Source organism: Pseudomonas sp. lyk4-TYG-107 (assembly GCF_030209055.1).
GTDB lineage: Bacteria > Pseudomonadota > Gammaproteobacteria > Pseudomonadales > Pseudomonadaceae > Aquipseudomonas > Aquipseudomonas putida_A.
The window spans coordinates 15,786-28,577 of the sequence record NZ_JARVST010000010.1 but is presented as its reverse complement, the minus strand read 5'-3'; the positions used below and the strand labels follow the sequence as shown (position 1 = coordinate 28,577).

Below are 12,792 nucleotides of genomic sequence, written 5' to 3'. Positions count from 1 at the left end.
AAGAGGCCGGCAAGGCCTGCGACTAAACCGCAGGAAACTGAATCCTGAACGCCGCCCCGCCCATCGGCGAATCCCCGAGCATCAGCTTGGCGTTGTAGCTCTCGATGATGTCCTTGACCACCGCCAGGCCGATGCCCTGCCCCGGGTGCTGACGATCCAGACGCTCACCACGCTCGAGAATCCGCGCGCGCTGATTCGGCGGCACACCGGGGCCGTCGTCTTCGATGCACAACTCGATGCCGGCGAGGGTCTCGCGCACGCTGATGCGCACTTCGCCCAGGCACAGGCGATAGGCGTTCTCCAGCAGGTTGCCCATCATCTCCAACAGCGCGCCCTGCTCGATCGGCACGTAGCAGTGCTCCGGCAGATCGAAGGCCACCCGCACGTGTTTGTCGCGGTAGACCTTGTCGAGGGTGTCGCACAGGCTTTTGAGCACCGGTTGCAGACGCACCTGGTGGCGCACCAGGCCGCTTTTGCGCAGGCTGGCCCGTTGCAGTTGATAGCTGATCTGCTGACTCATGCGTTCGATCTGGGTTTGCAACACCCAGGCCTGATCGCGATCTTCCGGGCGTTGGGCCATGTCTTCACTGACCCCTTGCAGCACCGCCAACGGGGTTTTCAGGCTGTGCGCCAGGTCATCGAGGGAGTCGCGGTAGCGGCTGCGTTGCTGGCGTTCGCTGTGCAGCAGACGGTTGAGCGAGCCGGTCAGGCGCAGCAGTTCGCGCGGGTGCTGTTCGGTGAGACTTTCGCGGGTGCCGCTTTCGATCTCGTCGAGTTCCTGACTGAGCCGACGCAACGCCTTGAGGCCCCAGGTCAGGCCGATCCACAACAGCGCCAGCAGCACCAGCAATGCGGCGCCGAAGCCCAGGTAGAGATTTTCACGCAGGCCTTCGAGGGTATTTTCGTATTCGCGCACCGGTTGCAGAGCGACGATGCTGAACGCGGCACTTTTACCGCCGAGCAGTTTGACTTCGACGTCGTAGACGAAGAACTCCTGGCCATTGCTCTCGCGGATCCGCGCGAACTCGTTGCCCATGCCGTCGTAACGCGGCTTGTAGTTGATCTGCTCTTCCTGCGTGCCTTTCGAGCGCCAGACCAGTTTGCCTTCGCGGTCGTAGATGTAGCCGAGCAGGCGGTTGTCGGTGAGGTTGAAGCGCTCATCCGGCAGCTGCGCCGGCATCACCAGATGGCCGCTGTCGACGCGTGCCGCCGAGATCAGCGTGGTGACGTCCGAGGCCAGGCGCTGCTCGATCGAGTCCTGCAACGCCAGGCTGAACGCGCCCTGCATGGCCGGCAGCAAGCCGAGCATGAACAACACCGCCAACGTGGTGGCGGCGAGCATCAAGCGAACGCGAAGAGAACGAATCAAGTGCAGCGCTCATTGAACAAGTAGCCAAGACCGCGCACGGTGTCGATCGGCTTGAACCCGCCCGGTCCTTCGAGCTTGCGGCGCAGACGGCCGACCAGCACTTCGATCACGTTCGGATCACGCTCGTCGTCATCCGGATAGAGCTGCTCCATCAGGCGATCCTTGGGCACCACTTGCTGGTGGTGGCGCATCAGGTATTCGAGGATGCGGTATTCGTAGGCGGTCAGTGCCAGCGGTTCTTCATCCAGCGACGCCTGCTTGCGATTGAGGTCCAGCAACAGCGGCCCGGCGACGATGGTCGACTGCGTGAAGCCGCTGGAGCGGCGCAGCAAGGCATTCAGGCGCGCGTCGAGTTCCTCGAACTGGAACGGCTTGACCACGTAGTCGTCGGCACCGGCGGCGAGGCCTTCGACCTTGTCCTGCCAATTGCCGCGCGCGGTGAGGATCAGGATCGGAAACGTCTTGCCGCTCGAGCGCAACTGCCGGATCAGGTCCAGACCGCCCATGCCCGGCAGCCCGAGGTCAATCACCGCCAGATCGAAGTTGAACTGCCCGGTCTGGTACAGCGCCTCTTCGGCATTGGCCACGGACTCGACCACGTGACCGCTCTCCGTCAGGCGGGTTTGCAGGTGATGGCGCAACAGCGCTTCATCTTCGACGACCAACAGTTTCATAACGCTCTCCCGGGTAAATCAAAAACTCCAACAACGCATGTGTGGGAGCGGGCTTGCTCGCGAAGACGATGTATCAGCCAACATTGTTGTCGACTGATAGACCGCTTTCGCGAGCAAGCTCGCTCCCACAGGGTCTAGAACGAACCGCGCTTTAGAAAGCGTAGTTCGCCGACAGGTAAGTCTGGGCGCTGCTGGTCAAGTCCAGCGAGCCTTGCTTGCTGCCACCGCTTTCTTTCATTTCGGTGCTGGCGTTGCTCATCAGGTAACGGTAACCGAGTTCCACCGAAACGTTCTGCGCCACTTGTTGCAGCACACCGAACTGGCCACCGACGGCGTAACCGATGTCGCTGTCACGGCTATAGCCCGGCGAGTCCTGAGTCAGCTTGGTCAAACCGGCCGTTGCACCACCGAACAGTTTGGTGCTGCCGCCCACTGGATAGAACAGATCGTAGCTGCCCAGCAGGTTTTCCTGGCGCAGTTTAATGCCATTGTGCGAACCGGACACGTTGTCGTAGGTCGCGTAGTAACGACCTTGCGAGTTTTGCTGACCGAGGCGCACGCCGTAGGTGTTGTTGCCGTCGATTGCGCCGCTGGCGTCAGGGTGGCCAAGGTTGTCGTTCAGCGCGTGGGATTTTTTAACCTTGTCACTGGTCTGGCCAAAGGTCAGGCCGGCGAAGTTGCTGGTGTCATCGGCATGTGCCGCAAGGCTGGAGCCCAACAAGGTAAAAGCCAGCAGCAGTTTGTTTAGACGATTCATCGCGTTTCCTCTTTCACAGTGCTGTTTGGGTATGGCGCAAGGTTACTGACCCGCCCCTGTACCTGCCCTGAACACTCTCTGAACCTGCGCTGAATCAAATCGACTAGGCTGTCCTGACCACTTTCGATAAGGAGACCGACCATGCGCCTGTTCCTCGCCCTCACCTTGCTCGCGGCCAGCAGCCTGGCCAACGCCGCGATCAAGACTCAGGAGATTCCCTACCAGAGTGCCGACGGCACCAAGCTGATCGGCTACTACGCCTATGACGACGCGATCAAGGGCAAACGCCCGGGAGTCGTCGTGGTGCATGAATGGTGGGGCCTTAACGATTACGCCAAACGTCGCGCCCGCGACCTCGCCGAACTGGGCTACAGCGCGCTGGCGATCGACATGTATGGCGAAGGCAAGAACACCGAACATCCCAAGGATGCGATGGCGTTCATGCAGGCCGCGACCCAGGATGCTGCGGCCTCCAGCAAACGTTTCGAGGCCGGGTTGAACCTGCTGAAAAAGCAGCCGCAGACCGACGTCAATAAAATCGCCGCCATCGGTTACTGCTTCGGCGGTGGCGTGGTGCTCAACGCCGCGCGTCAGGGCGAGCCGCTGGCGGGCGTGGTGAGTTTCCACGGTGCGCTGGCGACCACCACCCCGGCGACGCCCGGCAGTGTGAAGGCGAAGATTCTGGTCGAGCACGGTGCGCTGGATAGCATGGTCACCCCGGACAACGTCACCGCGTTCAAATCTGAAATGGACAAGGCCGGCGCCGACTATAAGTTCGTCAGCCTCGACGGCGCCAAACATGGCTTCACCAATCCGGATGCCGATCGCTTGAGCCATGGTGAACACGGTGGCCCGGATATCGGTTACAACAAGGCGGCCGATGAAAAATCCTGGGCGGACATGAAGGCGTTCTTCCAGAAAATCTTTGGCTGATCAGATAGATTGCAGCGCGGCCTTCGCGAGCAGGCTCGCTCCCACATGGGAATGCGTTCCAAATGTGGGAGCGAGCCTGCTCGCGAAAGCCGCACCGCCGATCTCGACCTTGCCCCTGCGAATCGGCAAAATGCCCGCCATGAATTCCAGCCCGCCCCTCCCCGCCTGCTGCACCCCACTCGACGCCCACTGGCCGTTGCCTAACGTGTTGCCCGACACCGTCTTGCTCAGCACCTGTTTCGACCCGAAACAACTGCTCGGTGACGACTTCCAGCGCAGCGCCATCGAGCCGCCGCCGAGCATTCAGCGTTCTGTTGCCAAGCGCCAGGCGGAGTTTCTCGCCGGGCGGGTTTGTGCCCGGGCCGCGCTGCAGCAACTGGAAGGCTCAAGCGTGATTCCGGCGATTGGCGAAGACCGCGCACCGGTGTGGCCGGCGCACATCTGCGGCTCGATCACCCACAGCACCGGGCGTGCGGCGGCGATTGTCGCTAACAAGCAGCACTGGCGCGGCTTGGGCATGGATCTGGAAAACCTGCTCGAGACCGAGCGCGCCGAACGCCTGGCCGGGGAGATTCTGACGCCGCCGGAGCTGCAGCGCATGGCCGCCGGTGCGCGGGAACAACTGGCGCTGTGCGTGACCCTGACGTTTTCGGTGAAAGAGAGCCTGTTCAAGGCGCTGTACCCGATTGTGCAGAAGCGTTTCTACTTCGAGCACGCCGAGGTGCTGGAGTGGACGGAGCAGGGTCAGGTCCGGTTGCGTTTGCTGACTGACTTGTCTGGCGAATGGCGTCATGGCACCGAGCTGGAGGCGCAATTTGGTGTGCAGGATGGGCAGTTGTTGAGTCTGGTCAGCATTCCGGCCTGAGGATTTTTCGGCGCCGGTGAGAGCCCCATCGCTGGCAAGCCAGCGATTGGGGGCCGGCAAAACCACCACAAAACTCAACGGCGCTCCTGATTCCTCGGCCAACTCAGACTGAAGCAAGCCCCACCCAGACTTTTGCTCTTGTTGATCAGCGCCCGACCGTCATGCCAGTGGATGATCCGCCGCACAATCGACAGCCCCAGCCCGTGCCCACCAGAGGCCCGGGTGCGGCTGTCATCCAGACGCAGGAACGGCGTGAAGATCCGTTCCCACGCCGACTCCGGCACACCCGGCCCGTCATCCTCGACATCGACCCGGCAGCGCAACTGCCCGACCTGATAACTCACCGTGACGTTAGAGCGTGCATGGCGCATCGCGTTGCTCACCAGATTCTGCAACGCCCGATGCAGGAAGCGCGGCTCGGCTTCGACCCAGGCGCCATCGTTGTCCGCCGCTGACAGGCACAACCCGCGCTGCACCGTGACCTCGGCACGCAACGGCGCCAGTTCTGCGATCACCTGATTGACCAGCGCATCGAGGTCAATGCGCTGAAAGGTCAGTGCCGGTGAACCCTGCTCCAGCCGCGCGTAAGTGAGCATTTCGTCCACCAGCTTATCGAGATCCTCGATGTCGTGATCCATGCCCTCGCGGTACTTCTCCAGCGCCTGCGGGGTGGTGGCCGAGCCGATCATCTCCAGCCCGAAACGCAGGCGCGCCACTGGCGTGCGTAGTTCGTGGGACACCGCGCGCACCAGCTCGCGCTGGATCGCCAGCAACTGCTGCAAGTGCTCGGCCATGCCGTTGAACGCTGCTGCCAGTCGCCCGACCGAGTCAGCTCCGCGGGCCGGCACACGGGTTTCCAGGCTGCCCTTGGCGATGCGCGTGGCCGCGGCTTCAAGTCCGCGCAGACGTCGTTCGAGCTGGCGCACCAGCAGATAAACGATCAGACCGATCAGGCTCAGGCCCAAGGCAGCGATCAACACCAGCCATTGCGGCGGATATGGATTCATCTGATACAGCGGGCCGATCTCCAGCACCCACGGCGTACCGACCATGCCGGCAAACACCCGGATCGAATCCCCGCCCTTGCCCAGCGCCATCACCGTGTCGCCTTCGGACACGCGACGGCTCTGGTCTTCATCCATATCAGCCTCGTTGACCGTGACCAGTCGCAGATCGAAACCGAAGCCCTTCTCTTCTTTTAACTGCGCCAGCCGCTTGGGCTGTTCGCTCACCGGGAAGCGCACTAGCTCATCGGCCAGCAGATAAATAGTCGCGCGCGCCAGTTGCTCGCTGATCTGCTGCACGTCGCCGGTGAGCACCAATTGTTCTTTATCACTGACCAGTCGATAGACCCGCGCCGCATGCGGGCCAGTCTGCTCCACCAAGGCCTGACCGCGCTGCACCCGAGTGCGCTGAGACAAGTCCAGACCGGTCTCGGAAAACTTCTTCAGCGCCAGCGGAATCCCCAGCAGACGCTCCCAGACCAACAACGCCCGATGGCGCTCGGTTTCGTTCATCGGTTGCAGGTTGTCGGCCATCAGCGAGAACGTGCCGTGGGCCAGGCGCTCGCGGTATTGCTCGCTGCGCACCTGATTGAGCAGGTGCAGTGCCAGCACACCGAGCACCGCCACCAGAATCAGCGCCGCGCACATGCCGCCATAGATGCGCAGGAAGATCGAGTTCACAGCGCCAGATCCACACACGCTTCAGGGACGAACAGATAGCCTTTGCTGCGGATGGTCTTGATCAGCCGCGGATGGTCGGGGTCATCACCGATTTTCGGGCGGATGCGCGAGATGCGCACATCGATCGAGCGATCCTGGCCGTCATAGCCGATGCCGCGCAGCGCAGTGAAGATTTCTTCGCGAGAGAGGATCCGCCCGGCATTCGACACCAGCAGCCAGAGCAGGTCGAATTCGGCACTGGTCAGTTCGATGCCGCTGTCGCTGAGCCAGGCTTCACGCAAGGCGTTGTCCACCACCAGCGGACCAAATTGCAGGCGACGGCTTTTTTCCGCGATCGGCTCGGCTGTGTCGCTGCGTCGCAGCAAAGCCTGAATGCGAGCGAGCAACAGCCGTGGGCGCACCGGTTTGCATACGTAATCATCAGCGCCGAGGTCGAGGCCTTGAATCTGGTCAGCGTCGTCAGTGCGCGCGGTGAGCATCAGGATCGGGCCGTCGTAACGGTCGCGCACCTTGCGGCAAATGCTCAGGCCGTCTTCGCCGGGCAGCATCAGGTCGAGGATCACCAGGTCCGGCTGCTCCTTGATGATCCGCGCCGCCGCCAGCGCGCCGTTGCCTTCGATCTCCACGCGCAATCCATTGGCTTGCAGGTATTCGCGGGTGAGTTCGGCCAGACGTTGGTCATCCTCGACTATCAATACCTGCCAGGCTTCTTGCTCCACCGGTGACCTCTGCTTGCTGTTTTTATTAATAAAGGAAGAACCGTGCGACGCAGCACAATCCATGTGGGAGCGAGCCTGCTCGCGAATGCGTCGGTAGGTTCAGCATCAATGTTGGCTGATCCAACGCTTTCGCGAGCAGGCTCGCTCCCACAGTTGTAGATCCTCCCGTCTTTTTGTCATCTTTCGGGAGGATAAGAATGGGTAAACACCGCCCGATTGTATAAACGGCGTACAACCAGAACACAAGTCGGCAAATGCGTTCGGACAAGGCGGTTTTTTGTGATAGGGTTCGCGCCCTTAAAAATCCGCTGAAGCGTTTTTCCCAAGTGAAAAGCAGTGACAAACGGTCTAGCTCAGCAGGTTCGCGGCCTACACGGGAATTCCTGGTTTCTTACACAATTTACGCACAGGTTTATCCACAGCTAGTACGTTGCAAGCCCTCTCGAAACGCATTATCTTGTAGCACGGCGCGAGGAGAGACCCTACATATAGGGTTTTACGCTCAGACGACCAACCACATTTCGGACCTGAAACTCAAGCGCTTTATTGCCAGTTTCCGGTTGAACCAAGCAAGTTTTTCAAAGCCCAAACCGCACTTGCGGATGGCGCCGTTTTTCAGGTCGGAAACGACCGGAACGGTACGGGTGTTGCAGTCATTACTGTCATCCGGGAAGGAATCCGGCTCGAGCCCTGGCTCGCAGCCAAAAACTTCGGCAAGGATGCGGCGTCATTAGCCTTTTTCCTACTGGTCCGAAGTTGTTATGCCCGACGCCCGTCGGTTGTAGTGCTTCGGACCAGAACGGTGAGCACCATGATGGTGCCCAAACAAACATAGAGAATGTGGAGATCACCCCCCATGCAAACCGACACAACTCGCGAGAACCCGCAGGGCACCTTGCCGCAGGCCGCCGATTCGAATTCGGATCTGGCCGCCACCGCGCCTGGTCAACTGCGCGTGATCAAGCGTAATGGCACTGTCGTTCCTTACACCGATGACAAGATCACCGTCGCTATCACCAAAGCGTTTCTCGCAGTTGAGGGCGGCACCGCTGCCGCTTCGTCGCGAATCCACGACACCGTTGCCCGCCTGACCGAACAGGTCACCGCGACCTTCAAGCGTCGCATGCCGTCGGGCGGCACCATCCACATCGAAGAAATCCAGGACCAGGTCGAACTGGCCCTGATGCGTGCCGGCGAGCAGAAAGTCGCTCGCGACTACGTGATCTATCGTGACGGCCGTTCGAAAGAACGCGCTGCCCACGCTCCGGTAGAAGCTGCGGTCGACGCGCACCCGTCGATCCGTATCACCCGCGCCGACGGCAGCCTCGCGCCGCTGGACATGGGCCGCTTGAACACCATCGTCACCGAAGCCTGCGAAGGCCTGGCTGAAGTCGATGGCGATCTGATCCAGCGCGAAACCCTGAAAAACCTGTACGACGGCGTGGCCCTTAACGACGTCAACACCGCGCTGGTGATGACCGCGCGTACCCTAGTTGAACGTGAGCCGAACTACTCGTTCGTCACCGCTCGCCTGCTGATGGACACCCTGCGTGCCGAAGGTCTGGGCTTCCTCGAAGTGGCCGAAAGCGCCACTCACCACGAGATGGCCGACCTGTACGCCAAGGCGCTGCCGGCTTACATCGCCAAAGGTATCGAGTTCGAACTGCTGAACCCTGTGCTGGCCACCTTCGACCTGGAAAAACTGGGCAAGGCGATCAACCACGAGCGCGATCAGCAATTCACCTACCTGGGCCTGCAGACCCTGTACGACCGTTACTTCATCCACAAGGATGGCGTGCGTTTCGAACTGCCGCAGATCTTCTTCATGCGTGTGGCCATGGGCCTGGCGATCGAAGAGAAGCAGAAAGAAGACCGTGCGATCGAGTTCTACAACCTGCTGTCCTCGTTCGACTACATGGCTTCGACCCCGACTCTGTTCAACGCCGGCACCCTGCGTCCACAGCTGTCGAGCTGCTACCTGACCACCGTTCCGGACGACCTGTCGGGCATCTACCACGCGATCCACGACAACGCCATGTTGTCCAAATTCGCTGGCGGCCTGGGCAACGACTGGACCCCTGTGCGCGCCCTGGGTTCGTACATCAAAGGCACCAACGGCAAGTCGCAAGGCGTGGTTCCGTTCCTGAAAGTGGTGAACGACACCGCTGTAGCCGTTAACCAGGGTGGCAAGCGCAAAGGCGCTGTGTGTGCCTACCTGGAAACCTGGCACATGGACATCGAAGAGTTCATCGAACTGCGCAAGAACACCGGTGATGATCGTCGTCGTACCCACGACATGAACACCGCCAACTGGATCCCTGACCTGTTCATGAAGCGTGTCTTCGATGACGGCAAGTGGACCCTGTTCTCGCCTTCCGAAGTGCCGGACCTGCACGACCTGACCGGCAAAGCCTTCGAAGAGCGCTACGAGTACTACGAAGCCCTGACCGAGTACCCGGGCAAGGTCAAGCTGTTCAAGACCATCCAGGCCAAAGACCTGTGGCGCAAAATGCTCTCCATGCTGTTCGAAACCGGCCACCCATGGCTGACTTTCAAAGACCCGTGCAACCTGCGTAGCCCGCAGCAGCACGTCGGCGTGGTTCACAGCTCGAACCTGTGCACCGAGATCACCTTGAACACCAACAAGGACGAGATCGCCGTTTGCAACCTGGGCTCGATCAACCTGCCGAACCACATCGTCGACGGCAAGCTGGACACCGCCAAGCTGCAACGCACCGTGAACACCGCCGTGCGCATGCTCGACAACGTGATCGACATCAACTACTACTCGGTGCCGCAAGCGAAGAACTCCAACTTCCGCCACCGTCCGGTCGGTCTGGGCATCATGGGCTTCCAGGACGCGCTGTACCTGCAGCACATCCCTTACGGTTCCGACGCTGCCGTCGAGTTCGCCGACAAGTCGATGGAAGCGGTCAGCTACTACGCGATCCAGGCGTCCTGCGACCTGGCAGACGAGCGCGGCGCGTACGAGACCTTCAACGGTTCGCTGTGGTCCAAAGGCATCCTGCCCCTGGATTCGCAACAGATCCTGATCGAACAACGCGGTCAGAAGTACATCGACGTTGACCTGAACGAAACCCTGGACTGGGCACCGGTTCGCGCCCGTGTACAGAAAGGCATTCGTAACTCCAACATCATGGCCATCGCACCGACCGCGACCATCGCCAACATCACCGGCGTATCGCAGTCGATCGAACCGACCTACCAGAACCTGTATGTGAAATCGAACCTGTCGGGCGAATTCACCGTGATCAACCCGTACCTGGTTCGCGACCTCAAGGCTCGCGGTCTGTGGGACTCGGTCATGATCAACGACCTGAAGTACTACGACGGTTCGGTTCAGCAGATCGAGCGCATCCCGCAAGAACTCAAAGAGCTCTACGCGACCGCGTTCGAAGTGGATACCAAGTGGATCGTTGACGCCGCCAGCCGTCGTCAGAAGTGGATCGACCAGGCCCAGTCGCTGAACCTGTACATCGCCGGCGCCTCGGGCAAGAAACTCGACGTGACCTACCGCATGGCCTGGTACCGTGGCCTGAAAACCACTTACTACCTCCGTGCCCTGGCCGCGACCAGCACCGAGAAGTCGACCATCAACACCGGCAAGCTGAACGCTGTTTCCAGCGGCGGCAACCACGGCGACGATTCGGTTCTGGCAGCTCCGGCCGGCCCAGCGCCAGTGCCAAAGGCTTGCGCGATCGACGAGCCGGATTGCGAAGCTTGCCAATAAGCTGAGCCGGGCCAGGCGTCGCGAGACGCCTGATGCTTCCAGGCAAAAGAAAACCCCCGACAGACTTCTGGTTTGTCGGGGGTTTTCTTTTGTCTGCCATTTATTTGTAGGAGCTGTCGAGTGCAACGAGGCTGCGATCTTTTGATCTTGCCTGCTGGCACCAAAGATCAAAAGATCGCAGCCTTCGGCAGCTCCTACAGTGCTTACGTGAATCTGACGGAGATTAGTTGGCTCGCGGGCCGCCATCGCCAGCAGGCTGGATTCCACAGAAGAGCAAAAGCCAAGCGCATGCTTTTCACCACTCAACAGGATGAGCGCAAGCTCGGCTGCAGCTCTTGATCTTGCCGTACCGGCCCCGTCGGCAGGCTGAGTGGAGGGGTTTATCCGGGGGTGGGAGCGCAGCGACCGTTTGGCGAAGCCAAACACATCGAGAGGAGGTGCAGCGAAGCAAACCGTAGGCGATGTCCCCGGATGAGTCCCGCAGCGAAGGAACCCGAGCCACGGCGAGGGCCGAACGCTGGGGCCAAGCCTTTTGGGTTACCTTTTCGCTGGGCCGGCACTCCGGCGCTTGGAAAAGGTGACTCGCCGTAAGGGCGAAACCCTAAGTAGCCGTTACCGCAGCAACGGATAAGCCCACAAAACAATAGCCCACAAAAAAGCCCCTCAAAAAGAGGGGCTCCCTTGCACAACCAGAAACCGCAATCAGGTCATCTGAATGATGGTCTGCATGATGGTGCTCTGGGTCGAAATGGTCTTGGCGTTCGCCTGATAGTTGCTCTGGCCCTTGATCAGGTCCACCAGCTCGTTGGTCAGGTTAACGTTGGACTCTTCCAGCGAGTTGGACGCGATCGAACCCAGCGTACCGGTTTCCGGCGCATCGTAACCCGGGATACCCGAGGCAAAAGTCTCTTTCCAGCTGGTACCGCCGACCGCCTGCAGGCCTTGTTCGTTGGTGAAGCTGGCCAGCGCAACCTGGCCGATGGCCTTGCTCTGGTTGTTGCTGAAGTTGGCGAACAACGTGCCTGTGCCGTCGATGGTCAGGTTGGTGATCTGACCAGTGGCGTAACCATCCTGAGTCGGGATCGAACGGGCGGTGTCAGCGTTGAACTGAGTGGTCTTGGCCATGGATATGGTCACGCCATTGGTGTTGGCAGACGCGCCGTTTGGCGTGAAGGTGCCGTTGGTCACGGTACCCGGTACCCAGCCGGTCAGCTTCAGGTCGCTGCTGATGATCGGCTTGGTCGGATCTGCCGGGTTAGGCGTGCTGACCTGAGTGAGATTGCCCGAACTGTCGAACGTCAGTGTCGAAGCAGTCGGGGCGGTCTTGGTTGGATCGCTGCCGGTTGCATCTGGATTGCGCCCGTCCACCAGGGTGTAGACTTTCCAGGTGTTTTGGCCGGTTTTCACCATGTACTGATCCATGACGTGCGAGTTGCCCTGAGAGTCATAGATAGGCGTGCTGAAGGACTTGGTGTAGGTTTCGAGTTTTGCCGGGTCGAACTTGCCTGCCGCCGCTGTGTCGTCGATCACGGGTGCCGACGAGTTCAGGTTGATGCTCGAAGTCACCAACGAAGTCGACTTCGGCGCCAGGTTCGAGGTGTCGATCTTCAGGTCGGTCAACACGCCGTTGATGATCTTGCCGTTGGCGTCCACACCGTAACCCTGCAGACGCGAGGTGTAGTCGGTGTTGGTGATGAAACCGGCATTGTCGACCTTGAACGTACCGGCACGGGTGTAGGTGATCGAGCCATTGTTGCTCATGGTGAAGAAGCCGGAACCGTTGATGCCCATGTCCAGCACGTTACCGGTGTTGTTGATGTCACCCTGGGTGAACTGCTGGGACACGTTGGCCAGGCGCACGCCGTTGCCGATGACCTTGCTGCCGCTACCCAGGCGAGTGGCCGAATAGACGTCTTCGAATTCTGCACGGGACGATTTGAAACCGGCGGTCGCGACGTTGGCGATGTTGTTGCCGGTCACGTCCAGTTGTTTGTTGGCTGCATAGAGACCGCTAAGGCCGATATTGAAAGACATATTCC

Annotated in this window: 10 protein-coding genes; 4 read left to right on the top strand and 6 right to left on the bottom strand. The window is 60.4% G+C overall.

The window, feature by feature from the left end; translation table 11 throughout:
• Positions 1-22 precede the first annotated feature (22 nt).
• From QRN61_RS10630 to QRN61_RS10620, 3 genes are all read right to left on the bottom strand, one after another.
• A complete protein-coding gene (locus QRN61_RS10630; protein WP_027612289.1) occupies positions 23-1,369 on the bottom strand; it encodes an ATP-binding protein in 1,347 nt (448 codons plus the stop codon).
• Complete coding sequence (locus QRN61_RS10625) at positions 1,366-2,043, bottom strand: response regulator transcription factor (RefSeq protein ID WP_027612288.1); 678 nt, start codon at positions 2,041-2,043, stop codon at positions 1,366-1,368. The genes QRN61_RS10630 and QRN61_RS10625 overlap by 4 nt, the downstream gene beginning before the upstream one ends.
• 151 nt (positions 2,044-2,194) lie before the next feature.
• The gene (locus QRN61_RS10620) at positions 2,195-2,800 is read right to left on the bottom strand and encodes a membrane protein (protein ID WP_027612287.1); all 606 of its coding nucleotides are present in this window, start codon (positions 2,798-2,800) and stop codon (positions 2,195-2,197) included.
• Between the two features lie 141 nt (positions 2,801-2,941).
• Between QRN61_RS10620 and QRN61_RS10615 the strand changes: the two genes are divergently transcribed.
• Both QRN61_RS10615 and QRN61_RS10610 read left to right on the top strand, forming a co-directional pair.
• Positions 2,942-3,733 (top strand): dienelactone hydrolase family protein, encoded by a 792-nt coding sequence (locus tag QRN61_RS10615; protein ID WP_285373747.1) that lies wholly within the window; start codon positions 2,942-2,944, stop codon positions 3,731-3,733.
• A gap of 139 nt (positions 3,734-3,872) precedes the next feature.
• Positions 3,873-4,598, top strand: a complete 726-nt coding sequence (locus QRN61_RS10610; protein ID WP_285373746.1) for a 4'-phosphopantetheinyl transferase family protein — start codon at positions 3,873-3,875, stop codon at positions 4,596-4,598.
• Positions 4,599-4,672: 74 nt separating this feature from the next.
• Here QRN61_RS10610 and QRN61_RS10605 read toward each other — a convergent pair whose 3' ends face one another.
• Together QRN61_RS10605 and QRN61_RS10600 are read right to left on the bottom strand one after the other, a co-directional pair.
• A complete protein-coding gene (locus tag QRN61_RS10605; RefSeq protein WP_115989117.1) occupies positions 4,673-6,283 on the bottom strand; it encodes an ATP-binding protein in 1,611 nt (536 codons plus the stop codon).
• Positions 6,280-7,002: a response regulator gene (locus tag QRN61_RS10600; protein ID WP_064588756.1), complete on the bottom strand. Its 723-nt coding sequence runs from the start codon at positions 7,000-7,002 to the stop codon at positions 6,280-6,282. The genes QRN61_RS10605 and QRN61_RS10600 overlap by 4 nt, the downstream gene beginning before the upstream one ends.
• Positions 7,003-7,858: 856 nt before the next feature.
• On the opposite strand from QRN61_RS10600, the gene QRN61_RS10595 reads away from it, so the two are divergent.
• Together QRN61_RS10595 and QRN61_RS10590 are read left to right on the top strand one after the other, a co-directional pair.
• A complete protein-coding gene (locus QRN61_RS10595; RefSeq protein WP_096796807.1) occupies positions 7,859-10,753 on the top strand; it encodes a ribonucleoside-diphosphate reductase subunit alpha in 2,895 nt (964 codons plus the stop codon).
• A gap of 120 nt (positions 10,754-10,873) precedes the next feature.
• Positions 10,874-11,092, top strand: a complete 219-nt coding sequence (locus QRN61_RS10590; protein WP_096796808.1) for a hypothetical protein — start codon at positions 10,874-10,876, stop codon at positions 11,090-11,092.
• Positions 11,093-11,455: 363 nt separating this feature from the next.
• On the opposite strand, the gene flgE is transcribed toward QRN61_RS10590, so the two are convergent.
• Positions 11,456-12,787 (bottom strand): flagellar hook protein FlgE, encoded by a 1,332-nt coding sequence (gene flgE, locus QRN61_RS10585; RefSeq protein WP_097085783.1) that lies wholly within the window; start codon positions 12,785-12,787, stop codon positions 11,456-11,458.
• Positions 12,788-12,792 lie beyond the last annotated feature (5 nt).

Bases quoted from the DNA above. Each gene is read 5' to 3' on its own strand.
- QRN61_RS10625 (WP_027612288.1), bottom strand. From the start codon at position 2,043: ATGAAACTGTTGGTCGTCGAAGATGAAGCGCTGTTGCGCCATCACCTG.
- QRN61_RS10620 (WP_027612287.1), bottom strand. From the start codon at position 2,800: ATGAATCGTCTAAACAAACTGCTGCTGGCTTTTACCTTGTTGGGCTCC.
- QRN61_RS10615 (WP_285373747.1), top strand. From the start codon at position 2,942: ATGCGCCTGTTCCTCGCCCTCACCTTGCTCGCGGCCAGCAGCCTGGCC.
- QRN61_RS10610 (WP_285373746.1), top strand. From the start codon at position 3,873: ATGAATTCCAGCCCGCCCCTCCCCGCCTGCTGCACCCCACTCGACGCC.
- QRN61_RS10595 (WP_096796807.1), top strand. From the start codon at position 7,859: ATGCAAACCGACACAACTCGCGAGAACCCGCAGGGCACCTTGCCGCAG.
- flgE (WP_097085783.1), bottom strand. From the start codon at position 12,787: ATGTCTTTCAATATCGGCCTTAGCGGTCTCTATGCAGCCAACAAACAA.